Raw genomic sequence first — 26,233 nt, 5'->3', positions numbered from 1 at the left:
AGCGGCCCCTCATATGGGCCAGTTGGCCCCACGTGACTGAAGAGCGGCGCGTGACGCCTCGAAGCGGCCCCACTGCGGCTCGCCTGCGCGTACGACCGTGAAGTGCCACCGCAGACCATCATCGAACACCTGTCGGCGCCAGCGATGGCCGCGAGCATGCTCTTCGACTGGTGAAGCTCTCCTTCGGCGTCGTCGCCGGGACCCTCGTCTCCCCTGCGCAGAGAAGCGCGGGAAGCGCAGGATCGGCTGCCTGACAGCCCAGCCGATCCCCCACCGTGACCACCGCTGCGCAGGCCCAGTGCGCCGGTGATGTGCTGGCGGCACCACACCGCGGTGAGGGGTTCACTGGTCTACGGCCGCCCGAAGGTGCGTGCGAGGTCCCGCGGTGTTGGAATTGAAGGCGGAAACGAGCACGATCGGCGGCGCGCGACTGTCGCGCCGACGGAGGCCGCAGGCCGCCAGGCGAGGAGTTCGGTATGAGCGTCGACGCATTGTCCGAGGTGGGACCTGTCGATTACCTGATCCTGGAATTCCCCGGTAATCGCATGACCGGCGAAGGCCTGCCGCTCCTGCTCGACCTCGTCGATCGGCACATCATCCGTGTCCTCGACCTGTCCTTCGTCCGCAAGGACGAGGACGGCTCGGTCAGAGCGCTCCAGCTCACCGACATGGACGGCGACGGGGAACTCGACTTGGCCGTGTTCGAGGGCGCCTCCTCGGGCCTGCTCGGCGAGGACGACCTCCAGGAGGCCGCCGCCGTTCTTGAACCCGGCAACTCCGCGGGCGTCATCGTGTACGAGAACGTGTGGGCGGCGCCGCTGGCAGCGGCCCTGCGGCGCGGCGGAGCCAGGATGGTGGCCAACGGCAGGATCCCGGTCGAGGACCTCCTGGCGACTCTGGAAGCCACCGAGTCCCGGTCCGCCTCCTAGCGGCCCACGCCCGCCCGACGACAAGGACACCTGTCATGCCTGGTCTGCTCCGCGGGGTCGCCCGCACCGCCGTCATCTCCGGTACCGCCACCGCCGTCTCCAACCGGGTGTCACGACGCCAGGCCGGCCGTTGGGCGCAGCAGGACTACGGGCAGCCTGCCGTAGCGCCGGCCTCCAGTGCTCCGGCGCCCGCACCCGAGCCGGCGGCCGCGGCGTCGATGGACACGAAGATCTCTCAGTTGAAGGAGCTCGCTCAGCTCAAGGAGCAAGGGGTGCTCTCCGAGGCTGAGTTCGCAGCCCAGAAGAGCCGCATCCTCGCACTCTGAACCGGACGAAACTCCTCCGCGTCCGATCGAGGGTCCTCCCGCCTACGCGCCGCCCGCAGTCTTCTCCTGTGGGCGGCGCGCGGCGGCCTTCTCACGTGGGCGGCCCGTAGCGGCCGACGGTCCCTTCGGGAGCAACTCGGCGGTGACGAAGGACGTCACGGACGCCAGGATCACCACAGGGATCGTCTCGGAGTTGCCGAGCACCAGCACCACCAGGGCCACGCTGCTGACCGGGAGCCGCAGGGCGGCTGCCGACGCCGCGGCCATGCCGACAGCGACACCGGGGATCACCCCTAGGCCCGGCAGCGGCGCGAGCAGCACTCCTGCCGCCGCGCCCAAAAAGAGCGCGGGAAAGACCAGGCCACCGCGGAGACTCCCCAGGCACAGGGCGTACGCGGCGGATTTGAACAGCAGGACGGCCAGAAGTGCGCCGACGCCCCAGGCATGGGGATCGGCCGCGAGTCCGGCCAGCGTGGCCTGTCCGGACGAGGCGACCTCGACCGGGGTGCGGCCCGTGATGAGCGCGTAGAGGGCGGCGCAGCCCCCTGCGGCGACCGCGCAGGTCACCGTCCTGACCAACGGGGAGTCCGCCACGAAAGCGGCGGTCAGCCGACCACCGATGATCACCAGGTGCAGCAGCGCACCGACGCCTGCCGCCAGCACGATCGACCACACCACATCACCGGTGTCCAGACGCGGGGGCGATGTGGGGAAGTGGACGGAGAGACTGCCGGTCTCAAGGCCCGTCCAGCGTCCGAAGCCCGTGAACACCACGGCTCCGACGCCGCTCGACAGCAGCGCGGGGAGCATGACGATGAACAGTTGTGGACCGCCCACGCCCGCCACTTCGATCAGAAGGACCGCGGCGATGAGCGGATTGCCGAAGATGGCGGCGATGGCTGCCGCCGCGCCTGCCGCGTACAGCAGCGCGGTGCCCTGCGGCGTGGCGGGGGCGCGGACGAGCTGCCGGAACAGCACGGCCAGACCGGCACCGAGGGCGATCAGGGGTGCCTCCGGGCCGAGGGCGGCACCGAGCGGCAGGCTCGCGGTCGCAGCGATGATCACTCCTGGCAGCGCGGCCGCCGAGGCGCCGCCCGCTTGCAGGCCGTACGCGGGGACGTGACCGCCGGCGCCGGGCAGGTGGGTCGCCACCAGCCCCACGATGAGCCCGGCGACGGCGAGCAGCGGCAGTGGCCACCAGGCCGGCGGGGTGTCCCAGCCCCAGGCCTTCGGCAGGTCCGCCCAGATCGCGTGCTCCAGCTCGTGCAGGCCGACGAGGAACCCGAAGGCCGCCAGGGAGATCGGAATGCCGATCAGCGCGCTGAAGATCAGGAGCTTGCGGTATGCGGGCGTACGCAGAAGGTCGCGCAGTCGGTCGGCTTCCGGTGATTCGACAGATTCGGGGGATTCGGAACCAGGGTCGGGAGTCATGGCGCACGCTCCTCCGGCGCGGGCGAGGACTGACGTCGCTCCAGTCCGAGCCGGACCGCCCCGACCATGATCTTCGCGATCATGCCTACGAGGATGAGGTCGGCCACCATCTGGCACGTGGTCAGGACTCGCGCTGTTTGCGAGACGGGCACGATGTCGCCGAAGCCGACGGTCGCGAAGACAGTCACCGTGAAGTACAAGGCGTCGTTCCTGCTGAGCGGTTCGGAGAAGGAGTGCGCTCCTTGCTCTTGCGCGTACAGGAAGTAGGTGGCCGAGAACAGCAGCAGAAAGAGAGGAACGGCAGTGGTCAGCGCCTCGATGGCGCGCAGCCGAGGATGCGACGAACCGATGATGCTCACCGCTTGCACGGCAAGCAGTGCGCCGATGCCCAGCAGGCCCATGCCCAGCACCGTGGCGGTGTGCTGGTCCAGATCACGGTCCAAGGGGAGCAGGTAGTACGCCAGGGTGGAGGCTGTCACCGCGGCCAGGGAACGCAGGAGCGGCAGGAGCAGGCGCACGCGGTGCGGGCGCACCCGGCGGCCCCGGTCGCTCTCCTGGGGCGTGCTCATGAAGGCTGCGGCTCCTTCTCGCGGCCATCCCGCCCGGTCCCGTCCGCCGCGTCGTCGGCCTCGTCGAGGAACTCGCGCACGGCGAAGGCGGCCAGGACCGCGGCCACGATCCACAGCACGACCACCGTGCTCGGATACGACCAGGCGACGAGGACGATCAGCGCGATCAGGAGGATCAGCCCGCCGATCAAGCGCTTGTGGCGATGTACGAAGCGGCCCGTCGCGCCGAGCCGCAGGCCTGCCGAGCCGGCGACCCCGCGCATGGACGCGATGCCGCTGGCGCACGCCTGCCGGATCGTGACCGCCGCGCGCGACGGCCCGGTCAGGAAGGCACCGCAGGCTGTCACCAGGGCGACGGCAGCCACCGCACGGACTGTGGCCCGCAGGAACCTGACGAGCGCGTCGAACACGGCGGCCGCCGCGTCCTGCGACATCCCGGCCGGCAGGCGGTCGAGGTAGATTCCGCGGAAGACGGCCAGGCTCACTCCGAGAACCAGCATGCCGAAGGCCACGGCAAGCGCCGCCGCCACCAGGACACGCCGCCGGTGGGCCGCCAGGACAACCCCGGCGGCGGCGATCAGCACGGTGATCACCGGAAGCCACGAGCCGACGATCTGCAGAATCCGGGTGAACGTCTTGACCTTGGCGAGCTCCTCCGAGGAGAAGACGACGAATTCGCTGTGCACCTGGGGGATGCGCCCCGCGCGGGAGAAGCCGGATTTCACCAGCTCGTTCTTGGCCCGCTCCACGATGGGGCCGACATCGATGGCCACCTGATCGTCCTTGAGGGTGACGGCGCCGCCGCCTTTGCCCGTGAGCGCCTTGTCCAAGGACCGGTGTGCGACGCGGTTGGCGTCTGTCCACAGCGTTTCGAAGGCGGAACTCGACACGAGCCGCTGGACCGTGGTGCTCACCAACGCCTTGAGACCGTTCTCGATGGGGCCGCTCAGCTCGCCGATGAGTTTCGCGGCGGCGGGACGGTTCCCTTCCTGCCGAACTGCTGTGGAGAGCTCTGCCACCAGGGCCTTCACGTCGATCTGCTCAAGGATCACCGTCGTGGCGCGATTGGTCACCGCCGTCTGCACCGCCGGGTCCGTGGCGAGCGGCGCGACGGTGTCGACATATCGGTCGGTGTCCTCGACCATGCTGTTGGCCCACACCGCGACGACCGACAGCACGGACAGCAGCGCGGCCAGGACCACCAGCACGGCGGACAGAAACGACCGCCAGCGGTGCCGACGCGGTCTCCCGCCGCCCTCCAGCTCCGCGATCCGGCGCTGCAGATCCGCCAACTCGTCCCCCCGCGCTTGCGGAGAAGGCGCGCCGGGTGACGGATCCGGCCGGCTGGGCTGAGCTTCCATACGGTTCTCCTGCAAGGAAACTTCGAGGGTGACCGAGAGCGACGGAGCAACCGCCGCCAGTCCAGCAAAGGCGCTCCCGGCAGGTCCCGCGACCGGAGCCGCGTCGCGCCGCCCGTTTGCGGCGCGCCCTGATAGGGCCGCCGTCCTCGCTCCGCCGAAGGACGGGGCCGGGATTCGCGCGGCCCGATACGGCTGGTCGGATGAACGTCACGCTCTGATCCGTTGGGCCCGAGCAGTGACGCGACCTCACGAGGATGGCGGGCCTGTTCGACCTAGCGCGGATACACGTTGCAGCCGCCGCGAGCGCACGGGTTCGGCGCCGTCGGCCATGGAATCGCCCGTCGGGGTCACGATGGCTACGCCGCCGGTGCAAGAGCATCGGTCGTCGCGTCGGCCCGGTCGAAGCAGCCGCGCCCCCGGATGGCCCCCTCCCCGATCACGCCGGCGCCGAGGGCCCGCCGGTCCGGTTCACGCAGTCCATGGGGAGCCGGGCCGTACCCCTTCACCCGTGCGCCCGCGGCGACCGGCTCGCGGACCTGCAAGCGGCACGCCACAGCGGCCGCTCCAGGACAGTGATGCGTCCAGTGACCTGGACGGCCGTCCAGGACTCGGCGATGGCCCGCACTTCTGCCGCGACGGCCGAGGAATGGCTGAGGCCGTCCTGGAGGACGGACTCGCTCGGCTGCACACCCACGATGCCCGGGGCCCCTCGACCCCGACGGGATCGCCTTCGAACTCCCTACTTCTGCGAGGGGTAGCGCCCGCCGATGCCCTGTCGGTCGGCCTGCTCGGCGACAGCGCGCCGGGCCGCGTCGGGAAACTCCCGCTCGACCGACTCCTGGAGCAGACGCAACTCGGCTCGCACGGAGGGATGCCGTTCCGGCGGGAGGGTATCGAGCAGGCCGTCGAGCACCGCGCGGAGCCGACGGCAGATCTGCACCGAGGACGCTCCGTAGTCGCGGATCTCGCACAGGGCCAGCTGAAGGTAGCTTTCCCAGTCCCGCCCGAGCAGCACGAGCCGGGGGTGCCCCTGGTGATCGGCCAGGACATAGCGGCCGGGCAGGGGTGCTTTGCGCACCATGTGCAGGAACGACTCGATGTAGTTGAGCACTTGCACCGCGGTCGTGGGGTCGTTCACCGCGGGGGAAAGCGCCCTGATGGCGATGTCGACGAGGATCCTGAGGGCGAAGGCGGGGTCCTGCTCGATGGTCCGCTCGGCCCCGAGGGCGACAAGGCCGGTCACCCGTTCCGGGTCGGGTTGCGACGTGCCGCCGTGGACCTCCACGAGGACTGCATCGGGCGGCGCGAAGTCTCCGATCAGCCGGGTGACGACGAAGACGCAGTCGTGACGCGCGGCCTCGGCGACCAGCCCGGCCACGTTGAAGGACTGGATGGCACCACCGCGTTCGGAACAGATCCGCATGACCGGAGTCCCGGGCGGCACTTGCTCGTCCGCGTTCGGCGCCGCGCCGCGGATCTGGACGGCACCGCGGCCGAAGACGGCTCGTCCCATGCGGGCGACCAGGTCGGCGATGGCCACCGGTCTCAGACTGTGCGTGAACCGGTTCAGGTAGACGAGCAGGAGCACCAGGCTGATGGCCACCGCTCCGCCGGCCAGGGTGACTCCGAGGTCGGGCACGGAGTCGTCCTCGATGCTGCGCAGCAAGGAGAAGGCGAACGCGAAGGTCCCGGTGAAGGTCGCCAGCACCGCCTTCTGCAGACGGTCGCGGTACCACAGGCGCATATAGCGAGGAGAGAGCGTGCCGGTGGCCTGCTGGACGACGAGGACGCCGATGGTGACGACGAAGCCCAGCAACGCCACCATCGCCCCGACAATGGCGGTGAGCACGCCGCTCGCCGTACTCGTGGAGTAGTGCCAGCCGCTGGGCGGCCACCCGGTTCCGTCGGCCGCGACGGCCCATTCGGCGAGGATGCCGCCCAGGACGAGACCGAGCAGCGGCACGATCCACAGGCTTGACTTGATGTATTGCCGCACCCTGAATCTGGCCGCCCAGGACGCCACGATCTTCACTTCACGCCCCTTTGCCGGAGGAGCCCAGTACTGATGGGCGCGCGGAGCACCTGGCTGCGTCTGCGGGACCGCTGTCTCTCACGCTAGGGCCGTTCTCGCGGGAGTGCAGCGGCAGCGCGAAGGCCTTCCCCGCGCCACTTCGCTCGGCAGGACGGCGCCACATCGGAGGCCTAAGCTGACGGATGGCACCGGATTTCCCTCGCGCGCCGCGTAACCGGTGACCTCTCTCGCCGCCGCGTCGGAGCCCTGCGAGGCCGCTCAGGCGGATCCGGATCCTTGTCGGCCCGTGCCGAAAGGGGCTCACGATGGACGACTATCCCCTGATCGAGAACCATGGGCTGATCGGTGATCTGCAGACCGCTGCCCTGGTCACCACCGACGCCACGATCGACTGGTTCTGCTGTCCACGCTTCGATTCACCCAGCGTCTTCGGCGCTCTGCTCGACTGGCGCAAAGGCGGCCACTTCACCGTCCGGCCCGCCGCCAGCGACTACGAGACCAAGCAGCTGTACCACCCCGACACCGCCGTCCTGGTGACACGCTTCATGACGGAGGCCGGAGCCGGTGAGGTCGTCGACTTCATGCCGGTGACCGGGACGACGGCAACGCCGCGGCACCGGCTGGTCCGCATGCTGCGCTGTGTGCGCGGCAGCATGACGTTCGAGGGTGAGATCGCCCCCCGCTTCGACTACGGCCGCAAGCCGCACGAGCTTCACATCACGGAGCACGGGGCCCTGTTCAGCTCGGAGGACATGGACCTTGCCGTGCACGCCGTCCGGGAGCCGCACGACGAGCGGCTCCTGAACGCTCTGTCGGGCGACAAGGACCTGCGCTTCACCCTGACCTTGCAGGCGGGACAACAACGCGGCCTGGTCATCGAGTCGTCGCCCGCAGGGCCGCCCCGCGAGGTGCGGCTCGCGGAGTTCGAGGAGCTGTTTAACGGGACGGTCCGCTTCTGGCGCTCGTGGCTCAGCCAGTCCACCTACACCGGCCGGTGGCGCGAGGCGGTCGAACGCTCAGCCGTGACGCTCAAGCTCATGACCTACGCGCCGAGCGGCGCCCTGGTCGCCGCCCCCACGACGGCGTTGCCGGAGCAGCTGGGCGGCGAACGCAACTGGGACTACCGCTTCACCTGGATCCGCGACGCGTCTTTCTCCGTGTACGCGTTGCTGGGCCTGGGCTTCAAAGAAGAGGCGACGGCGTTCATCAGCTGGCTCCACAACCGGGTGAAGGAAGAGGCCGGCCAGGGCAACGGCACCGGGCCGCTGAACATCATGTACCGGGTCGACGGCTCGTCCGACCTGGTGGAGGAGGAGCTGAAGCACTGGGAGGGCTACCGCGGCTCCGCCCCCGTCCGTATCGGCAATGGGGCCGCGGACCAGCTGCAACTGGACATCTACGGTGAGGCACTGGACAGCATCTACTTCGCGCACCAGCACGGCATCCATCTGGACACCAGGGGGTGGACGGCGCTGCACACCCTTCTCGACTGGCTGGTCGACCACTGGGACCAGCCCGGAGAAGGGCTGTGGGAGACTCGCGGCGGCCGCAAGGACTTCACCTACGGTCGAGTGATGTCCTGGGTGGCTTTCGACCGCGCCCTGCGGATCGCGTACGACGACGGGCGCCCGGCGGCCCGCGGCCGCTGGATGGCCGAGCGCGACAACCTCTACGTGCAGGTCCTGGACCAAGGATGGGACCAGCGGAAGCAGTCCTTCGTGCAGCACTACGGCGACGATGTGCTCGACTCGTCGCTGCTGCGCATGCCGACGGTGGGCTTCATCACGCCCGATGACCCGATGTGGAAGTCCACCATGGACGCGATGGAGCGTGAACTGGTCAGCGACAGCCTGGTCTACCGCTACAACCCCGAAGCGTCACCGGACGGACTGCGCGGCTCCGAGGGAACCTTCTCCCTGTGCACGTTCATGTACGTCGATGCCCTGGCGCGGACCGGTCGCACGGATCAGGCCAGACTGGTGCTGGAGAAGATGCTCACCTACGCCAACCATCTGGGCCTGTACTCCGAGGAGATCGCCCTGACGGGGCGTCAACTGGGCAATTTCCCCCAGGCCTTCACTCACCTGGCGCTGATCGACGCGGCCATCACTCTCGACGCGACCCTCAACAGCAAGCGCGTGACGGCCTAGGGAGACCGCCGAAACGCCGGCTCCGCTGCCCTTCGACGCTCAGCCCTCGGTGCTCAGCCTTCGGAGGGGGCGGAGCCGAGCAGCACCACCTGGTCGCCCTCCCCCGGGATGACCTGCTGCTTGTCGGTGACCGGCTCCAGCCGCCGGTCGGCACGGACGACGAACAGGGTGTCGTGGCCCTCCGGGAGGGGGGCCGAGCCGGACCGGATCACGAAGCGGGCTCCCAGCTCGTAGCGTGCCGCCAGGACGTGGCGGACCAGCGCGGTGCCGAACAGGATGTCGCCGCCGGTGTAAGGGGCGACGACGCCATGGCCGCCGTGCGGCGGTCCCACCCGGTACACGGGGCCTTCGACGCTGTCCTGCATCACCACGGCGGCGAGCGCGTTGAAATCGTCGTCGTCGGTGGCCAGGAAGACGGCCGTCACACCCTCCAGCCTGGCCCCGGGATTGGTGGCCGTGGCCAGCAGATCACCGGTGGCCAGCTCGATTCCCGCGGCATCGATGCGTTCTCGTTCGGCGTCGGCCCCCGCCCACATCAGTACGTCCAGGCCGGCGCTCTGCAACGTCCTTCCCAGGTCCACCACCCATGGCTCCCCGCCCACCAGCAGAATCCGGTGTCCCCGGGGTTCGACGATGCCGAGCCGTCGCGCCACCGGCGCCGCGGTCAGCGCGTACAGCACGACGGTGCCCACGATCACCAGGAAGGTGACGGGAAGGATGCGGGAGGCCCCGGGCTCCCCCTGCTCGACGAGGCCCGCCGCGAATGCCGAGGCCGTCGCCGCAGCCACGATGCCTCGCGGTGCCATCCATCCGATGAAGGCCCGTTCCCCAAGGGTCAGGCCGGACCGGGTGGTCGACGCGAAGGCAATCACGGGGCGCACGACCAGGACGAGCAGAGCGATGAGGCCCAGTGCCGGCAACAGCACGGGCCTCACGGAGGAGGGAGCGACGCTGGAGGAGATGGACACGAACAACAAGCCGATGATCAGTTGGGCCAGCGTCTCGAAGAAGGGCCGTCGGGCCGGAATGTCGAAGCCGCGGATGTTGGTCACGGCGAGACCGGCCACGATCGCGGCGATGAGCCCGGTGTCGTCCCGGACGATGTCGCACATCGCCGACACGGTGATCACCGTGGCCAGTTGCGCCAGCGTTCCCAGGGTCTCGCCCAGCCGCAGGGTGCGCAGCGTCAGCCACAGCACGGCCGTCGCCACCGCTCCCCCGACCAGGCCCACAACGAGGCTGAGCGCGAACTGACCCAGTTGGTAGCCCCGGCCGATGTCGACCCGGTGCGTCGTGGCCACGGCATGGAACACCAGCGCGCCCAGGATGCCGCCGATCGGATCCGTCAGCGTCCCTTCCCAGATCAGGATGCGGCGCACCTTGTCGTTCGGACGGACGAAGTCGAGCAGTGGACCGACGACAGTCGGGCCGGAGACCACGAGGATCACACCGAGCATCGCGGCCACCCGCAGGGGCATGTCGAACATCGCGGGCGCCACCGCTGCCGTGACGAAGAACGTGAGCAGCACGCCGAACAGCAGCAGCCTCCCCACGATCCATCGCGTCCGACCCGTGAGTTTGCCCAGATTGAGCCCGAGGCCCGCGTCGTAGAGGATCACCGCGACGGCCATCGAGACCAGAGCGGAGAAGTCCGGGCCGATCAGCTTGTCCGGATGGATGACGTCCGTCAGCGTCCCGGCCGCGAAACCCGCCGGCAGCAGGATGATCAGTGCGGGGACGCGCAGCTTGCTCGCCAGGATCTGAGATCCGGCGGCGAGCGCGAACGTCAGAGCGATCCCGAGAAGGATCTCGTCGTCCGTCACAACAGCTCCCTCGGTCGGGGTGCGGGCGCGATGGGGATACGGCGGTGGGCCGTCAGGCGGTCCCGGAGGGGCCGTCCTCGCCCGTACCGCTTCGTCGCAGTTCGGCGTCCGTGAGTTCCTCCAGTTCGCCGTGGGTGTCCAGCCAGTACAGGAGAGCGACGGCCGGGAGGACCACGACCACGGCGATCACCGTGACCACCAACAGCCACGTGAGCGTGGCGGGGGCGCCCGCCCCGTCGGACACGGTCAACGACGTCGGAAGGAGGTAGGGCCGCTGGGCCATGCCCCAGGCGAGCACCGCACCCGCGACGACCGCGACGGCCGCGACCCGGACCCAGACGCCCGGCGTCCGCAGAAGCAGCCAGATCGTCGCGAGGACGGCCACCCCCGCGGCGATGACGAAGCCCAGACCCACGCCATGGGTCAGTCCGTGCCAGACGTGCGCACTGTCGTCCCGGGTGACGGACAACGCCAGCACGGCCAGCGCGGACACGACCCCGAGACTGGCCAGCGCGCGCCGCCGGAAGTAGCCGACCAGATCGGCGTCGAGGCGCCGGGCGTCCCCCGTGAGGAAGACCGCGCCGAGGAACGCGGTGCCCGCGACAGCGGTCAGACCGAACATCAGCGAGGTGGGGTTGACCCAGGCGTCGGCGGAGGCCTCCGTGCCGGGCGAGACCCGGCCCGACGCGACCCCGCCGACAGCCGAGCCGAGGAAGAACGGCGTCACGAGCGAGGCCACGGCGAACACGGCACCGTACAGACGCCGCCCCACGAGCCGGCGGGCGGGCTTGCGGAAGGCGAAGCCGGCGCCCCGCAGGACCATGCCGATCGCGGCCAGCGCCAACGGCAGCCACATCGCGGAGAACACGGTCTGGAAGAGGATCGGAAAGCCGGTCCACATGATGACGAAGACGAAGATCAGCCAGACGTTGTTCACCTCCCACACGGGAGCCATGGCGTGGTCGATGAGCTGCCGGGGGCGCTTGCCGCGCTCCGCCCCGCCCGCGGTGAGATCCCAGAATCCGGCGCCGTAGTCGGTGCCGCCCGCACACGCGTACGCGGCGACGGCGAGGAGCAGCGTCACGGCGATGACGTCGGCGGTCACGGGCGGCCGTCCCGGGGCCTGCCTGCGGTGCCGGAGGTGAGGATGTCGCCGGCCTGAGGAGTTGCCCTCGGCCCGTAGGGGGTATCGGCCTCCGGTGCGTGCGCCGCCTGTTGCTCGTCGGCGAGCCGCCAGCGCGCCCGCATCTTGAGCAGAACCGTCAGCAGCGAGCCGAAGACGAACACGTACACCACGATCACCAGGCCGAACATGATCCACAGAGTGGTGGAGCGGGTCGACGTGACCGCCTCGGCGACCCGCATGTTCTGGTAGACGATCCAGGGCTGGCGGCCGACCTCGGTGGCGACCCATCCGCACTCCACCGCCACGACGGACGCGACTCCGGCGCATGCCGCGCCGCGATAGAACCACTTGGATTCGGGAAGCCGGCGGTGGCGCAGCCAGATCCATCCGTAGCACAGCGCGAGCAGCAGCAACGCGGTGCCGATGAAGACCATCGTGTCGAAGGCCCAGTGGGCGATGGTCGCCTGGGTGGCGGTCGGCCGTTCGCTCGCCGGGACGGAGGTCAGCCCGACCACCTTGGTGTCCGGGCGGAACCCGGCCAGCACGGAGTCGAGCAAGGGAATCTTGATACCGCCGGAGATCGAACCGTCCGGGTGCAGGCGACCGTAGAGGTATTCCGGTACACGAGTGTCGGTCTCCCAGACGATCTCCATGGCCGCGAACTTCACCGGCTGTTTGTGGAAGACCGACCGCGCGATGGAGTCGCCCAGGACCATCTGCACAGGTGCGGCGATGGATGCGATCGTGAAGGGAATGGCGAACCCGAGCCGGTGATACCGGTCCCGGCGGCCCCGCAGCCAGCCCACGGCATAGACGCCGGCCACCATGTACCCCGCGGTCATCAGCATGGCTACGACGAAGTGCCAGTACTGCGGCCCGAACATGGGCGTGAAGATCGCCCTCCACACGTCGACGTCGACCGGTCTGCCCGCGGCGTCCAGGGAGAACCCCTGCGGTGTGTTCATCCAGGAGTTGGCGGCCAAAATGCCGAACGCGCCCAACAGGGCGGTGGCCGGGAGCGGCAGCCCGAGCAGGAAATGGGTACGCGGTTTCAGCCGGCGCCACCCGTAGAGGTAGATCGCGATGAGTACCGCCTCGAGGAAGAACGCCCAGGCCTCGACACCGAACCCGATCCCGAAGACGTCACCCCACCGACCCATCAGTCCCGGCCAGAGCAGACCGAACTCGAAGGAAAGCACCGTGCCGGTGACGACACCGACCGCGAACTGCACCGCCATGACGGCCGACCAGCGCCGGGCCAGGAGCAGCGCGATGGCATCGTTGCGGCGCAGCCCTCGGTAGTGCATGACCAGGGTGATCAAAGGGAGCGCCACACCCAGGGGCACCAGGATGATGTGGGAGGCCAGAGTGAAGGCCATGAGCTCCCGGGCCGGCAGCAGTTGCGCTGGGGCATCCGCCACCAGCGAGACGTAAGTGTGCATCGACGCCCTTACTGTTCGCGGCGTACCAGAAAAAGGTCAGCCACCGGTGGCGAACCCGGGGAAGAGGGTCATGCCGCCGTCCACGTACAAGGTCGTCCCCACGACGTAGTCCATGAGGTCGGACGAGAGGGCGACAACGGCGTGGGCGATGTCGACGGGGTCGCCGATCCGGTCGTAGGGAATCAGCCGCAGCAGGTCTTCCCGGGCCTCGGGCGTCTCCCAGGCGCTGCGGTTGATCGGCGTCTTGATCGCACCGGGGGCGACCGCGTTCACCCTGATCTTCTCCGGGGCGAGCTCCTGGGCCAGGGTCTGCATCATCATCTGCACGCCCCCCTTGGATGACGCGTAGTTGACGTGGCCGGACCACGGGATGAGCTGGTGCACCGAGCTCATGCAGATGATCTTCCCGGCCGCGCGGGACACCTCGGGGACGACACCGCGGCGCCGGAACTCCTTGGCCGCCTCCCTGGCGCACAGGAACTGCCCCGTGAGGTTGACATCGATCACCTTCTGCCACTGCGCCAGCGTCATGTCGGTGAGCCGGGCGTCGCGCTGCAGACCGGCGTTGGCGACCATGATGTCGATCGTCCCGAACTCCTGGACCATCCGATCCACCATGGCGACGACCTGGTCCTCCTTGGACACGTCCGCCTCGTAGGCGGCCGCGCGCACGCCGAAGGAGGTGATCTCCTCGACGACCTTCTCGGCGGCGTCACGATCCGCCACGTAGTTCACGACCACGTCCGCGCCGGCCCGGCCGAGCCCCAGCGCGGTCGCCATGCCGATGCCCGAGTTCGCTCCCGTGACCAGTGCCTTCTGACCCCTCAGCAGGTGCGCCTGAATGACGCCCTGTGGTGCTTCGGTCGAATCCACGATGCTCTGCCTCCTCGCAGCACGGCCAGGATCCGCCGTCTGCGGCCGGCCCGGCACGCAGGTCACGCAATCACCGGTCGCGGCGGACGGCATGACCACGCAAGCGGTCGTTGGGCCGTTGGGTCGAGCATCTTCGTCCCATAGGAGGAGCGGCCCCGACCGGTCAGCCGAGCCGTGCCAGGAGATGGTCGCCGACCCGCAGCGCGTTGGCGATGGCCGTCAGGGACGGGTTGACCGCGCCGATGCTCGGGAAGAAGCTCGTGTCGACGACGTAGAGATTGTCCAGATCGTGGGCCTTGCAGTTGACGTCCAGCGCGGAGGTAGCCGGGTCGGTTCCGAAGCGGACGGTGCCCGCCTGATGCGCCGTCGCGCCGATCGGCATGCCCTTGTGCAGGTAGATGCTGCGGGACAGCAGCCGGTGTTCATGCATGCCCAAGTGGCCGAGCATGCCCTGGAGCTTGTGCCTCAGTCGCTTCATGCCCTCGATGTTGTTCGTCTCGTCGAGAGCCAGCCGGATACGGCCGTCGGATTCGACAGTGACCCTGTTGTCGGCCAGAGGCAGGTCCTCACCGCACAGCCAGAAGTCGACGGCGTGGTGCGCCAGCACCTCGAAGGGCATGTCCGGGGCGACCGCTCCCGCCCATCGCGGAGCCTGGCCGTGGATCTGCTCGGCGTCCGACTTGCCCAGCATCTGGATACCGCCCAGAGGGTAGTCCCAGTCGTCCGCGCCGAAGTACCAGTCATGCAGAGCCAGGGTCTTCTGGAACTGGGTGTCGTTGGGCTCTTTCGAAATGGCCATCAGAGCAAGGTTGTTGTGCCGCATGTAGAAGCGGCCCACCACGTCGGAGCTGTTCGCCAGTCCGCGTGGATGTTGCTCGTTCGCCGACGCGAGAAGCAGCGCGGCGGAGTTGACCGCGCCGCAGGCGACGACCACCACGTCCGCCGTGAACCGCCACCTCCGAGCCGTCGGCGAGCCGGCCGACGACGGCGTTGACGCTGCGCCCCGTCGCATCCGTCTCCAGCCGGACCACTTGTGTGTTGGTGGTCATCTCGACGTGGGGATGGAGCAGAGCGGGTTCCACACAGATCACTTCGGCATCGGACTTGGCACGCACCAGGCAGGGAAAGCCGTCCACGCGATCGCATCGGATACAGACGCTGGAGTGGGTGGCACGTCCGGTTCCGTCCTGGCTGAGGTTCACGCCGATCGGCAGGTGGAAGGGGTGCAGACCACGCTTCTCCAGGTCGTCGCTCAGTTGCTGGATACGCGGCTCGTGCTCCACGGGCGGATGGGCATACTGCGCGCTGGCCACGCCCTCACTCGGATCCTCGCCGTGCCGGCCGTGCACCAGGTACAGGTGCTCGGCCTGCGTGTAGTACGGCTCCAGCTCCTCGTACGTGATCGGCCAGGCAGGCGAGAGACCCCCGTGATGCCGGATTTCCCCGAAATCCTCGGGGCGAAGCCGGAAAAGCGCGGCGCCGTAGAACTTCGTGTTGCCGCCGACGTAGTAGTTGACCTCGGGCGGGAACTCGGTCCCGTGCCGGTCGATCCAGAACTCCGGTGCCCGGTACTTGCCCCTGACGAACACGGCTGTCGAGTCCCAGTTGTCCCGCTCACGCGGCAGGTGGCCGCCCCGCTCGATGAGAAGCACGCGCTTGCCGGAAGGGGCCAGCCGGTGGGCCAGCGTGCCGCCACCCGCGCCGGTGCCGATGATGATGACATCGTAGTGAGGGGTGTCGCCCACGACAACCACCATCCTTGCGATCACGGCCCTGACCTGCGTCAGGGCCTGTCCCCCCTGGCCGAGGCCGAGTTGGTCCCCCACGTGCGAACGTATCTCCGCCGCCGGTGATCGGCGACCGCACGGGGCGGCGCCCTGGACGCGAACCACAGCACCTCGGTCACAACACGGCGATCGGGTTGACCGGGGAGCCGGTGGCAGCGGGCAACCGGATCGGGGCGATCACGCACAGGAAACTCCAGCGCCCGGTCTCGGCGCACACCGGGGCCAGCTCCTCGAACTGCAGGTAATCCAGCAGGTGCACGCCCATCGCCTGCATGGCCAGGACATGTACGGGGAAATCGATGCCCTCGACCGGGCTGGGAGCGGCGTCGTTGTTGCCGTCCCCGCCCAGGACCGCCACGTCGCGGTCGGCCAGGAACTCCAGAGCGAGGGGATGCAGCCCGGCGCGCTCCTGCGCCGCGTTCCACGCCCCGTGCCGGCTGCGGCGGCGGCGATGGCCCACCCGGACGAACAGGACGTCACCGGGGCCCACCCGGACTCCCTGAGCGGTCTCGGCGGCGGTCAGGTCGTCCGCGGTCACCGCTTCACCCGGTTCCAGCCAGGCCACGCCGCGCAGCCGCGGGATGTCCAGGAGCACACCGCGCCCGACGATGCCGTTGGCGACCAGGTCCAGGGTCAGCGCGTGAGCCCCCTCCCCCGTCACGCTGTCCGCGGACACACCGGCGTGCAGCCGGCCCTCGAACAGCACGTGACACAGCGCGTCGAGATGGCTGTCCGCATCCCCGTGCACGTTCATGGCGAAGCGATCGGTGGCGAATTGCAGCCCTTCCGGTCGCCCACCGGCAGACACCGGTCCGGTCATCCAATGGCAGGCCGGGTCGGGGTTGTCCGGACCCGGCCGGATCTCGATCGGTGCGGCCAGCGACACCGTGCGCCCGTACCGCACCTCGGTAGCGGCCGCCACGACACGCTCCGGTGTCAAATGGTCGAGTGCACCGCGCGGGTTCGTCTCGCCCTCCGTCCACGCCGCGTCCCGCAACCGCTTGTGAAGCACCCGGAACTCGCGCTCGTCCATGCGCCCGGCGGCCGGACCAGGACCGGCCGACGTCACGGGGAACCCCAAGGGGCGAGCCCCCATCGCAGGACATGGGTGTCACCCGGCTCGAGAACCGTGAGATCGGTGCCGCTGCGGAGCGCGTCCGCCGGACAGGACATGGGCTCCACGGCCACCCCCCGGCGTCTGCGTTCGGGCTCGGCCAGCGTGTCACCCGTGTACACCTGGACGTAGCGGGTCCCGTCGCCGAGCCACAGGTCGACGCCTCGCAGTCCGGAAGGGTGGGCCAACCTGACCACCGTCCGGCCGCGCGCGTCGCGGTCGAGGCCGGTGAAGGCGGTGTCCAGCCGCAGGTCGCCGATGGGGCGGGCAGCGCGGAAGTCGTACACGGTTGCCTCCACAGGCTCCTGGCCGACAGGCAGGCCCTGGTCGTCGGTGAGCAGCCGGTACCCGGCCGGAACGGTCAGCAGAGCGGTGTCGACAAGGTCGGTGCCGACCGTCAGATACGGATGCTGTCCCACTCCGTAAGGAGCGCGGACCGTACCGGAGTTGGTGGCAAAGACGGAGGCTTCCAGGCCTTCGGGCCCGAGCCGGTACTCCGCACGGACCTCGAGGAGGAAGGGATAACCCGGCTGTGGGCACAGTGTGGTGCCGATCCTGAGCGAGTCCTCGCTGTGGGCGAGCAGCTTCCACAAGGTCCACCGCAGCAGACCGTGGATGGCGTTGTGCTCCTCCGGTTCCGTCAACGGGAGTTGCAGGTCCTGGCCGTCGAAGCGGTAGCGTCCGTCGGCCACACGGTTCGGCCAGGGGACAAGGAGCTGTCCTCGCCCTCCGGTGATGGCCGAGTCTCTGGTGAACCTGTCGAGCAGGGGCCGGTCGTTCACGACGTACTCGCGCAACGCGCCGCCCAGTTGGACGATGGAAGCCCGCTGCCCACCACGGCGCAACTGCCACTGGTCGCCCGTCGGGCCGGCGGAGACGAGCGGCTCCGCGCCTCGTGCGGGGCGCTCGATGAGCGGTCCTGGCGGTGGGTCGTCCGCAGCGTCTTCTCGGCGCATCAGCGAAAGCACCGACGTGGCAACGGCCTCCGGGGACTGGTCGATCTCGACCACCAACGGGTGTTCATCGGGCACCGGCTCCTGTAGTTCGGCGAACTGGCTGTCCAGCAGACCGGCCGGGAAGAAGTGGCCGTGCCGGGCGGCCAGCCGTGAGCGGATCAGATCGTGCGACCCGTGCAGGTACACCAGGCGCACTCCGGGGCGCCCCGTCAGGAGGCGGTCCCGGTAGACACGCTTGAGCGCGGAACAGGTCACCACGGCCGACCGGCCGACGGCGATCTCACGGTCCATCCACGCACCGATGGCATCAAGCCAAGGTTCTCGGTCGCTGTCCGTGAGTGCATGGCCGGCGGCCATTTTGGCGCGGTTGGCCTCGGAGTGAAACTCGTCCGCGTCCCGATACGGCCGGCCCAGCCGCTGCGCCACGAGCCGCGCCACCGTCGTCTTGCCCGACCCGGCGACGCCGACGATGAGCAGCACGTCCGGCGACGGCCCGGCCGCTGTCTCGCCCGCCACGGGCGTCGAAGTCCGGGACTCAGTCCCGTATCGGCCCAGGGGCTACGCACAGCGCCCAGATGACGAAAGCGTCGATGGCGATGAAGAGCAGCGCCCACCACGGGTTGTAAGGGAGCCACATGAAGTTCGCGATCATGCTGAGACCCGCCAGCACCACGCCGACGACCCTGGCCCACGTGGCGCCCTTGAGCAGGGCGAAGCCAGCGCAGGCGATCACGAGGCCCAGTATGAGGTGGATCCAGCCCCACCCGGTGAGATCGAGCTCGTAGACGTAGTTGCGGGTGCTGAAGAACACGTCGTCCTCGGCGATGGCCGAGATACCCGCGAGCAGCGTCATGATGCCACTGAAGATCATCATCACGGCGGCGAACACGAGCCAGCCACTGCCGTGCGTTGTCCTGGCCGGGCCGGCTTCTCTCACATGGGTTGTCATGACAGGTTCCCTCCTGTCGCGGGCTGCCCGTCGACGTTTCCGTGCGACGAGTCCGATACATCCAATCTGAACCTCCACGTCCTCCGGCGCACATTGGCGGCACGAGCCCTGCGCAGTCAGCTGCTCGTGCGGGGTCGGAGCGGATGCGGCAGGCAGGCAGGCAGGAGGCGCCGGTATGACTGGGAGGGGGCGCACGAACGGAGTGGACCCATGGACGACTATCCGCTGCTGAACGTCTTCCTCACGATGATGTGGCTCTTCCTGTGGCCGATGTGGTTCTTCCTCCTCTTCAATGTGGTCACCGACCTCTTCCGGACAGATGCCGAGTGGGCTCGGATTCGCCGAGGGTTGTGCTTCGGGCAGGTCTTCGAAGGCACCGTTGTGAAGATTCCCCGGCCCGGCGCGGTCGGGATCTTCGTGAACATCGGCCTGAGCGTCGGAGGCTTCGTCGACGTCGTGTGGCTTCCGGAACAGAGCGATGACTGGCCGACGGAAGGCACGGTTGCGGATTTCGAGATCTGGTGGGCAGACGGCCGTCAACAGATCCGACTGCGGCCGTTGGACTCGCGGTATCAGCGGAACGACTTCGCAGACTCCGAGGTACGTTTCCGTCCCGGTTGGCCGTCCGAGGTCGGTCAGCCCGTTCTTGACCCCGGGCCCCCGAACCTCGATGAGGTGCGGTCCGCGCTGCGATCTGACGGAACGCCGACCAGTTCCTCGTGAGTTCTGGTGAGGTGGCGGACTGTCGTGGCGAGAGCTAGTGCTGTGACCGCATCGGTTGGCCGGGTTGGTGGTCGTGGCGGCTGGATGTGCGGTGACGTCCGATCCGATCGCTGGAGGTGCGGTGGCTGAGCCTGTCCGTGTGCGCAGACTGACCGACCAGGAAGGGCAGAAGCTGCAGCAGATCGTGCGCCGGGGCAGCACCAGCACGGTGCGCTACCGGCGGGCGATGATGCTGCTGGCCTCGGCCGGCGGGAACCGGGTGCCGGTGATCGCCCAGCTGGTGCAGGCCGACGAGGACACCGTCCGGGACGTGATCCATCGCTTCAACGAGATCGGCCTGGCCTGCCTGGACCCTCAATGGGCGGGAGGCCGTCCCCGCCAACTCAGCGATGACGACGAGGACTTCGTCATCGCGACGGCCACCACCCGCCCGGTCAAGCTCGGCCAACCGTTCACCCGCTGGTCACTGCGCAAGCTGGTCGCCTACCTGCGGAAAGTGCACGGCCGGGTGATCCGCATCGGCCGCGAGGCATTACGGTGCCTGCTCGCCCGCCGCGGCATCACCTTCCAGCGCACCAAGACGTGGAAGGAGTCCCCGGACCCCGAGCGCGACGCCAAGCTCGACCGCATCGAGGAAGTCCTGGACCGCTTCCCGGACCGGGTCTTCGCCTTGGACGAGTTCGGCCCGCTCGGGATCCGGCCCACCGCGGGCTCGGGCTGGGCCGGACAAGGACATCCCGACCGGCTGCCGGCGACCTACCACCGTACCCATGGCGTCCGGTACTTCCACGGCTGCTACTCGGTCGGCGACGACCGCCTGTGGGGCGTCAACCACCGCAAGAAGGGCGCCGTGAACACGCTGGCCGCGCTGAAGTCGATCCGCGCCGCCCGGCCCGACGGCGCCCCGATCTACGTGATCCTGGACAACCTGTCCGCCCACAAGGGCACCGACATCCGCCGCTGGGCGAAGAAGCACAAGGTCGAGCTGTGCTTCACCCCGACCTACGCCTCCTGGGCGAACCCGATCGAGGCCCACTTCGGGCCGCTTCGGCAGTTCACCATCGCCAACTCGAACCACCCCAACCACACCGTGCAGACCCGGGCCCTGCACGCCTACCTGCGCTGGCGCAACGCCAACGCCCGCCATCGCGACGTCCTGGCCGCCGAACGCAAGGAACGCGCCCGCATCCGCAGCGAGAAAGGCATCCGCTGGGGCGGACGCCCCCTCACCACCGCAGCCTGAACAACCCGGCGAACCAACACGGTCACAGCACTAGCCGGCACCGGTCTCGACGAGACTTCGTCCCGAGACGCCGGCGGGTGTCAAGCTCGTGGACCTGTTCCTGCCGGTGAGCCGCGGGTCAGGCGCCGATGAGGCGGCCGTCGAAGCCTGCCCGTAGAAGGCGCTCGAAGGCGTCATGCACATCTCCCGGTACGTCCTGCTCGACGGCGAAGCCGAGTTTCGGGTACTCGATCACCCGCTGCAGGTCGCCGACGAGCATGTCGAGAACGAGCTTCTCGTCGCCGATGGACTTGATGTAGTCGTCCAACTCCAGCGGCTCGGAGGCGCACACGACCTCAACCTCGGGCCACAGCTTGCGGCAGGTCGCGTACGAGCGGCGCTCCATGTACGGCTTGGAGATCAGCAGCAGAGAGTCGACTTCGACGCCGGCCTCGGCCAGCAGCTCCCTCGAGAACGTGATGTTCTGGCCGGTGTTCGCGGCCCTCGGCTCCACGAGGATCGCCTCGTCCGGCATCCCCAGGCCGAGCGCGTGCTCCCGGTAGTGCACGGCCTCTCCGCGCGGGAAGCGGGCCCGGGTGGTGGGGCTGTTGCCGCCGCTGAACACCACGACCGGGAACAGGCCGGTGCGGTAGAGATCGGTGGCCGCACTCGCCACACCCAGGTCGTGGCTGCCCAGGCCGATCGCCGCCGAACTTGGCCGCAGCTCGTGTCCCATCTGGTGGTAGTCCCAGATCAGCGTCGCGTCGTGGAACTGCTCGTCGGTGATCTGGCGCTGCTGGTGCTCCGGCACTGGCACTCCCCTGGCTCATCCTTGCCGATCGTTTCGGATGCCCTCGATGCTGCGCAGCTGGTGACGCAGCGTGGACGCGAAGTTACTCGCCGAGCAGTACACCAGGCTGACTGGCGTTAACCGTCTGAACTGGGCCCCGCCTTTCCGGGCCGAACTGGCCCCACCGGCGGGGCTGGTGCGGCGGTTCTTCCGGCTTGACGTGGCCCCGGCTTCCGGCCTGCTCCGGCCTGCTCCGGCCCAGCTTCGCCGGGGACGGCTGTGCCGGGCGACTCGCTGTGGGAGAGAATGCCGGACATGACGACTTGAAGAGCACCGGCTCGGCGGCAGCACTGGCGCAAGGTCGGGACCTGGGACACGGTCTCCGACGGGGACCGTCGGATCTGTGCCGGCTGCGGAACGCCCGTCCGCTCGTACCAGTACCGATTTCATCCGCCCGAGTCCTCCGTGTTCGAGCGGTGCATCGGACTCGCCTGGTGTTCCCGTTGCCGGATCTACTGCGGCAACATGGTGCACGTCCCACGAAATCGGGTCCTGTTCGACGCCCTCGCTTCGCTTCCCCGCGAACAACGGGAGAGGCTTGCACGTTCGGAATCACGGCTGATTGAGTTCCTGGACCGCCAGGCCCGAGGCAGCGGCGATTACGTAGAGACAGTTATTGCTTGAGGCATCGGATGATCTCACGTCCGTCTTGCCCACCTGAGTGCGGCGTTCGTAGTACCCCTGGGGGCGGGGGCAGAGGCGACGGCACACGGAGCGCGCGGCATCCAGCGATGCCTGCATGCCGGCCACCATGCAGGCGAAGCCGGTGCCCCGCCGACCGGCACACCACGTCATTCCGAAGGAATGCGAAACTCGAATTCGGGACGGTCCCACGGCACGGCGGGCGGGTTCGCCAACGCGGTCCCGGTCCGCACCGCACCCACGCGATGGTAGAAGGCCTCGGCGGGAAGATGCGACACGACCTTGAGACGGTCGAGCCCGGCAGCACGGGCCTCGGACTGCATGTGCGCCACGAGCTGCCGTCCAATACCCCGTCCTTGCGCTTCGTCGGCGACGAACATCAGATCGAGCTCCGGTGGCGCGAGGACAAGCGAGTAGAACCCGAGGACCCGGCCTCCATGCTCGTCGCCGCCGACGGCCACAAAGACGCGGTGGGCCTCGATGTAATCAGGACCGACCCGGTAGCCCGCCACTGCGGCCGCGTACTTACCCTCGTAGGCGCCTGAGCCACGCACAAGCCGCGTGAGCCGTTTGGCATCCCGCGCGACGGCCCTCCGAATCGTGATCGGCAGGCTGATCGGGGAAGTGCGTGATCTCATCGGCAGAGTCTTTCGCATCGGGGAGTGCCGTCCTGCGGCGGGGCGGCTGCTCGGGCAGGCGTTCGTATATCGCTCCCGGGAACCACCTGTGCGAGCGCAACGATCTCACGCCGAAGCCGCGCCGGAGCGCTTCGGTGCGGCTTCGGCGTCTCGCGGCTCCGCGCGGAGGTCCCCGTCGGAACGGTTTCTGGCGGACCTCGCCGTGTCACAGGCGATCACACGGTCCCTATGCGCGGAATCCTGGCTGCAGCTGTCCGTCCAGCTGGATGGCCTCCCGGGCCGGGTAGCGTTTGAGGCAACAGACGATTCCGCGACGGGGCCTACCCTCCTTGATCCAGCGCTCGTAGTAGTTCAGCGCGCGGGGCTGAGGATGCCGCAGGAGCGATCACCATCACGATCCGCAGAGGATCCGCGCGGGCACGGGGTCGAGGCGCGCGATCAAAACCACGGTCGTGGGCCGCGCCCTCGGACGCGGGTCGCGGGCCGACGCCTCACCCGGCCCCACTGTCGGGTGGTGGCCGAGAGCCATGAAGCGCGTCGAGGTTACGGGGCAGTTTGCTCTGTGCAGGCCTTGTGTGCTCAGTTCAGATCCGCAGGGCCCATAGTTTTCCGTCCATGTCCGCGATGAAGACCCGGCCATCGGTGGACTGCGGAAGGGTGGCCAGGCCCGTATCGAAGTCGCCCGTCCAGACCTCACTGCCGGTGCGGGCGTCGACGATCCGCGTGTGTCGCCATTGCGTGAACATCCGCTCGCGGGGCGTGGTGAACAGTACGTGCTTGCCGATGAGTTGGGCGCCCTCGTCGCTGGTGCGCCAGCGCTGCCGGCCGTCGTTCGCGTTCAGGCACACCGTGCCCTTGCCGGTGGGCACCACGAATCCGCCCTCGACCCCCAGCACGCCCTGAACACCCTCGATCTGCTTGACGGAGCCGTCGTCGCCGTAGTCGGAGGCCCGCCGGTACGGCCCGTCGTAGGTCCACTTCACTTTTCCGGTGGCAGCGTCCACCGCTGTGGGCCTGCGGCGGTCCCCTGCCGCCAGCGGCAGGAAGATGGTGGTGCCCGAGATGACCGCCTGCCAGCTGCGCTCGGCCGAACCGGCGCGTTCCTCGGCGGCGTTGAACGGCGTGCGCCACACCACGTCCCCGGTGTGCGCCGAGCGGCATACGAGATCGGTGGCCTTCGTGCCAGCTTCGTAGAAGAGGAGGAACTTTCCGAGCGCATGAGCCAGGCGGCCGTTCGCGCTGAATCCTGACTGTTGCCACGCGGTCTTCCCGGTCCGGGCCGAGAGCGCCGTATCGCCGCTGACCACCAGGTCCCCGACGCACAGCGCCCCTCCCGGCGTGTCCGTGAGGAACCTCCACCGGTCCTTTCCACTACGCGGGTCGAGACCGGCCACACTGCGGTCGCCGGCCACGATGACCAGGCTGGCGGGCCGGTGCATGTCCCAGGTCTGTGAGTCGAGCTCGTGGCGCCACAGCCGTCTGCCGTCGGCGGTGTCGAAGGCATCGAGCCAGGGGCTCTGCTCCTCCTTCACCTTGCTCTTGACGATGGCCGCGTGCCCGACAACGGCGAACTGCGGGCTGCCGTCCGCGTTCCAGTTCTGCCCGCTCAGCGTGGCCTTCCACAAGCGGGCGCCCCGGGCGGCATCGAAGGCGTGCACCATGACCGGGGCGTCGCCGCTCGCGATGTACCAGCGGCCGCCGCTGACGACGGACGTCGGGTGGTTTCTGTCGAGTTTTTGTGCGTCACCGATGTTCTGTGACCAGGCAACCGGGCCCTTGTCGGGTTCCTCGGTGAGATACAGGGCGGCCGCGGTCCCGGCGGCGCCGAGGGTGAGGACCCCCGCACCCCACCCCAGTGCGCTGCGCCGGGTGAGCCCGGGCGGGGGCGGTGGTTCAGGCACCGATGCCGTCGTGGCACCCGGGGACGGCCGGGCGGGCGATCCGCCCGCATCCACGACCGTCGGCGTGCGGGGCGCAGGTACCGCCGCCCCCGCGCTCCCGTACAGGCCACGCAGTTCGGCGGCCAGTTCCGCGGCCGAGGCGTACCGCCGGCCGGGTTCCTTCTCCAGCAGCCGCAGCACGAGCTCGTCCCACGCGGCGGGCAGACCGGGCAGGACACTGCTCGGCGTCGGCGGCGTGTCGTTGAGGTGCGCGGTCAGATAGCCCAGCGCGTCCGGAGCGCTGAACGGCAGGCTGCCGGTGAGCAGTTCGAAGAGCAGGCACCCCACCGCGTACAGGTCGCTGCGCTCCTCGGGGCGGCCGCGGGCCTGCTCCGGCGCCATGTAAGCGGCCGTTCCCACCACCGTTCCGGTGCGGGTCAGCAGCTCTCCGGCCCCCGCCGGGTCCGCGGCGCGCGCGATCCCGAAGTCCAGTACCTTCACCCCGCCATTTGCCGTGATGAACACGTTCGCCGGCTTGATGTCGCGGTGCAGAACGCCGCCGGCATGCGCTTCGGCCAGCGCGTCGCAGATCTGCGCACCCCACCGTGCGGCCTCCTGGCCGGGTACCGGACCACGGCGTACGACGGTCTCAAGACCCTGGCCCCGCAGGAACTCCATCACCAGGAACGGCGCGCTGCCCTCCGCGGTGACCGCCTCACCGAGATCGTGCACGGCCACGATGCACGGGTGCTGAAGCGCCGCGGTGATCCGCGCCTCCCGCAGGAAACGCGCCCGCAGTTCACCGGCCGCGCTCCCCCCGCCCGCCAGAAGCGAGACCACCTTGACGGCGACGGTGCGCCCCAGACGCTCATCGAACGCCTCCCACACCTCGCCCATCCCACCGCGCCCGACCAACTGCTTGAGCTGGTATCGCCCGGCCAGCAACGCATCACCCACCACACAGCCCCCACCGAAAGTCTCCGCGGGCTGCATGCTAACTCCCGCAACCCGCTCACCTTCCGCCCGTTCCCGCACCTCCACAACCCTCGCCCTCCGAGCCTCCGTCAGCGGTGAGGGCGTCGATGCCAACTGCAAGAACGGCTGATCGACCCAGGGCGCGGGGAGTGTCATGAATCAGGCTCTGGCCCGTAATCGGGTGTCGGGGGCCTCCATGTTCTTCGCCAAGCAGGGCGGAGCTTCGGCCCGGGGTTCGATCTTCTTCGTGGGGCATGAGACAGAACCCCCGGCGGCGCCTGCTCCCTGAGGAGGAGCCGCACCAGTACCGCAGTACTGTCCGCCCGCCGCAAGCCGGTGGCTTGCCGGAGCAGTTCGTGGCGGGTGCCGATCTCACCGTGCACGGCGCGTTGCGGACAGCGTTGCGGGAATTCGCCCCGGGCCGGAAGCCGTGAA

Annotated in this window: 20 protein-coding genes and 1 pseudogene; 5 read left to right on the top strand and 16 right to left on the bottom strand. The window is 69.1% G+C overall.

Features of this window, described 5'->3' with window-relative positions:
- Nucleotides 1–476: 476 nt before the first annotated feature.
- Both QF037_RS45865 and QF037_RS45860 read left to right on the top strand, forming a co-directional pair.
- A complete protein-coding gene (locus QF037_RS45865; RefSeq protein WP_307035918.1) occupies nt 477–929 on the top strand; it encodes a DUF6325 family protein in 453 nt (150 codons plus the stop codon).
- A gap of 35 nt (nt 930–964) precedes the next feature.
- Nucleotides 965–1,255: an SHOCT domain-containing protein gene (locus tag QF037_RS45860; protein WP_307035916.1), complete on the top strand. Its 291-nt coding sequence runs from the start codon at nt 965–967 to the stop codon at nt 1,253–1,255.
- 42 nt (nt 1,256–1,297) lie between these two features.
- Here QF037_RS45860 and QF037_RS45855 read toward each other — a convergent pair whose 3' ends face one another.
- The 5 genes from QF037_RS45855 to QF037_RS45835 form a co-directional block, all read right to left on the bottom strand.
- Nucleotides 1,298–2,686: a chloride channel protein gene (locus QF037_RS45855; protein WP_307035914.1), complete on the bottom strand. Its 1,389-nt coding sequence runs from the start codon at nt 2,684–2,686 to the stop codon at nt 1,298–1,300.
- The gene (locus QF037_RS45850) at nt 2,683–3,255 is read right to left on the bottom strand and encodes a potassium channel family protein (RefSeq protein WP_307035912.1); all 573 of its coding nucleotides are present in this window, start codon (nt 3,253–3,255) and stop codon (nt 2,683–2,685) included. The genes QF037_RS45855 and QF037_RS45850 overlap by 4 nt, the downstream gene beginning before the upstream one ends.
- The gene (locus tag QF037_RS45845) at nt 3,252–4,616 is read right to left on the bottom strand and encodes a hypothetical protein (protein WP_307035910.1); all 1,365 of its coding nucleotides are present in this window, start codon (nt 4,614–4,616) and stop codon (nt 3,252–3,254) included. Before QF037_RS45845 ends, QF037_RS45850 begins: the two co-directional genes overlap by 4 nt.
- A 502-nt stretch (nt 4,617–5,118) precedes the next feature.
- The gene (locus QF037_RS45840; protein ID WP_307035907.1) at nt 5,119–5,310 is read right to left on the bottom strand and encodes a hypothetical protein; all 192 of its coding nucleotides are present in this window, start codon (nt 5,308–5,310) and stop codon (nt 5,119–5,121) included.
- Nucleotides 5,311–5,355: 45 nt separating this feature from the next.
- A complete protein-coding gene (locus QF037_RS45835; protein ID WP_307035905.1) occupies nt 5,356–6,648 on the bottom strand; it encodes a DUF2254 domain-containing protein in 1,293 nt (430 codons plus the stop codon).
- Nucleotides 6,649–6,953: 305 nt separating this feature from the next.
- Between QF037_RS45835 and QF037_RS45830 the strand changes: the two genes are divergently transcribed.
- On the top strand, nt 6,954–8,798 hold the full coding sequence (locus QF037_RS45830; protein ID WP_307035903.1) for a glycoside hydrolase family 15 protein: 1,845 nt from the start codon (nt 6,954–6,956) through the stop codon (nt 8,796–8,798).
- 53 nt (nt 8,799–8,851) lie between these two features.
- Here the strand turns inward: QF037_RS45830 and QF037_RS45825 are convergent, their stop codons facing one another.
- The 8 genes and pseudogenes from QF037_RS45825 to QF037_RS45790 form a co-directional block, all read right to left on the bottom strand.
- Nucleotides 8,852–10,621, bottom strand: a complete 1,770-nt coding sequence (locus QF037_RS45825) for a cation:proton antiporter (RefSeq protein ID WP_307035901.1) — start codon at nt 10,619–10,621, stop codon at nt 8,852–8,854.
- 52 nt (nt 10,622–10,673) lie between these two features.
- Nucleotides 10,674–11,726 (bottom strand): cytochrome d ubiquinol oxidase subunit II, encoded by a 1,053-nt coding sequence (locus QF037_RS45820; protein ID WP_307035900.1) that lies wholly within the window; start codon nt 11,724–11,726, stop codon nt 10,674–10,676.
- Nucleotides 11,723–13,189 (bottom strand): cytochrome ubiquinol oxidase subunit I, encoded by a 1,467-nt coding sequence (locus QF037_RS45815; protein ID WP_307035897.1) that lies wholly within the window; start codon nt 13,187–13,189, stop codon nt 11,723–11,725. The genes QF037_RS45820 and QF037_RS45815 overlap by 4 nt, the downstream gene beginning before the upstream one ends.
- 36 nt (nt 13,190–13,225) lie before the next feature.
- Nucleotides 13,226–14,020: an SDR family oxidoreductase gene (locus QF037_RS45810; RefSeq protein WP_307037733.1), complete on the bottom strand. Its 795-nt coding sequence runs from the start codon at nt 14,018–14,020 to the stop codon at nt 13,226–13,228.
- Nucleotides 14,021–14,225: 205 nt separating this feature from the next.
- Nucleotides 14,226–15,819: pseudogene (locus QF037_RS45805) on the bottom strand (GMC oxidoreductase).
- A gap of 145 nt (nt 15,820–15,964) precedes the next feature.
- Nucleotides 15,965–16,882, bottom strand: a complete 918-nt coding sequence (locus tag QF037_RS45800) for a cyclase family protein (protein ID WP_307037730.1) — start codon at nt 16,880–16,882, stop codon at nt 15,965–15,967.
- Between the two features lie 32 nt (nt 16,883–16,914).
- Nucleotides 16,915–18,435 (bottom strand): gluconokinase, GntK/IdnK-type, encoded by a 1,521-nt coding sequence (locus tag QF037_RS45795; protein ID WP_307035895.1) that lies wholly within the window; start codon nt 18,433–18,435, stop codon nt 16,915–16,917.
- Nucleotides 18,436–18,454: 19 nt separating this feature from the next.
- On the bottom strand, nt 18,455–18,868 hold the full coding sequence (locus tag QF037_RS45790) for a DUF7144 family membrane protein (protein WP_307035893.1): 414 nt from the start codon (nt 18,866–18,868) through the stop codon (nt 18,455–18,457).
- Between the two features lie 210 nt (nt 18,869–19,078).
- On the opposite strand from QF037_RS45790, the gene QF037_RS45785 reads away from it, so the two are divergent.
- Both QF037_RS45785 and QF037_RS45780 read left to right on the top strand, forming a co-directional pair.
- Nucleotides 19,079–19,591 (top strand): hypothetical protein, encoded by a 513-nt coding sequence (locus QF037_RS45785; RefSeq protein WP_307035891.1) that lies wholly within the window; start codon nt 19,079–19,081, stop codon nt 19,589–19,591.
- A 121-nt stretch (nt 19,592–19,712) separates the two neighbouring features.
- Nucleotides 19,713–20,834, top strand: coding sequence for an IS630 family transposase (locus tag QF037_RS45780; RefSeq protein ID WP_307035888.1), 1,122 nt, complete (start codon nt 19,713–19,715; stop codon nt 20,832–20,834).
- Nucleotides 20,835–20,952: 118 nt separating this feature from the next.
- Here QF037_RS45780 and QF037_RS45775 read toward each other — a convergent pair whose 3' ends face one another.
- The 3 genes from QF037_RS45775 to QF037_RS45765 all read right to left on the bottom strand — a co-directional run bounded on the left by QF037_RS45775 (nt 20,953) and on the right by QF037_RS45765 (nt 25,816).
- Nucleotides 20,953–21,624 (bottom strand): YdcF family protein, encoded by a 672-nt coding sequence (locus QF037_RS45775; protein ID WP_307035886.1) that lies wholly within the window; start codon nt 21,622–21,624, stop codon nt 20,953–20,955.
- Nucleotides 21,625–22,454: 830 nt separating this feature from the next.
- Complete coding sequence (locus QF037_RS45770; protein WP_307035884.1) at nt 22,455–22,943, bottom strand: GNAT family N-acetyltransferase; 489 nt, start codon at nt 22,941–22,943, stop codon at nt 22,455–22,457.
- Nucleotides 22,944–23,527: 584 nt separating this feature from the next.
- The gene (locus QF037_RS45765) at nt 23,528–25,816 is read right to left on the bottom strand and encodes a protein kinase domain-containing protein (protein ID WP_307035882.1); all 2,289 of its coding nucleotides are present in this window, start codon (nt 25,814–25,816) and stop codon (nt 23,528–23,530) included.
- Nucleotides 25,817–26,233 lie beyond the last annotated feature (417 nt).

This window comes from Streptomyces canus (assembly GCF_030815415.1).
Lineage (GTDB): Bacteria > Actinomycetota > Actinomycetes > Streptomycetales > Streptomycetaceae > Streptomyces > Streptomyces canus_F.
The sequence above is the reverse complement of the archived record's forward strand: the minus strand, read 5'-3'. Positions and strand labels throughout refer to the sequence as shown.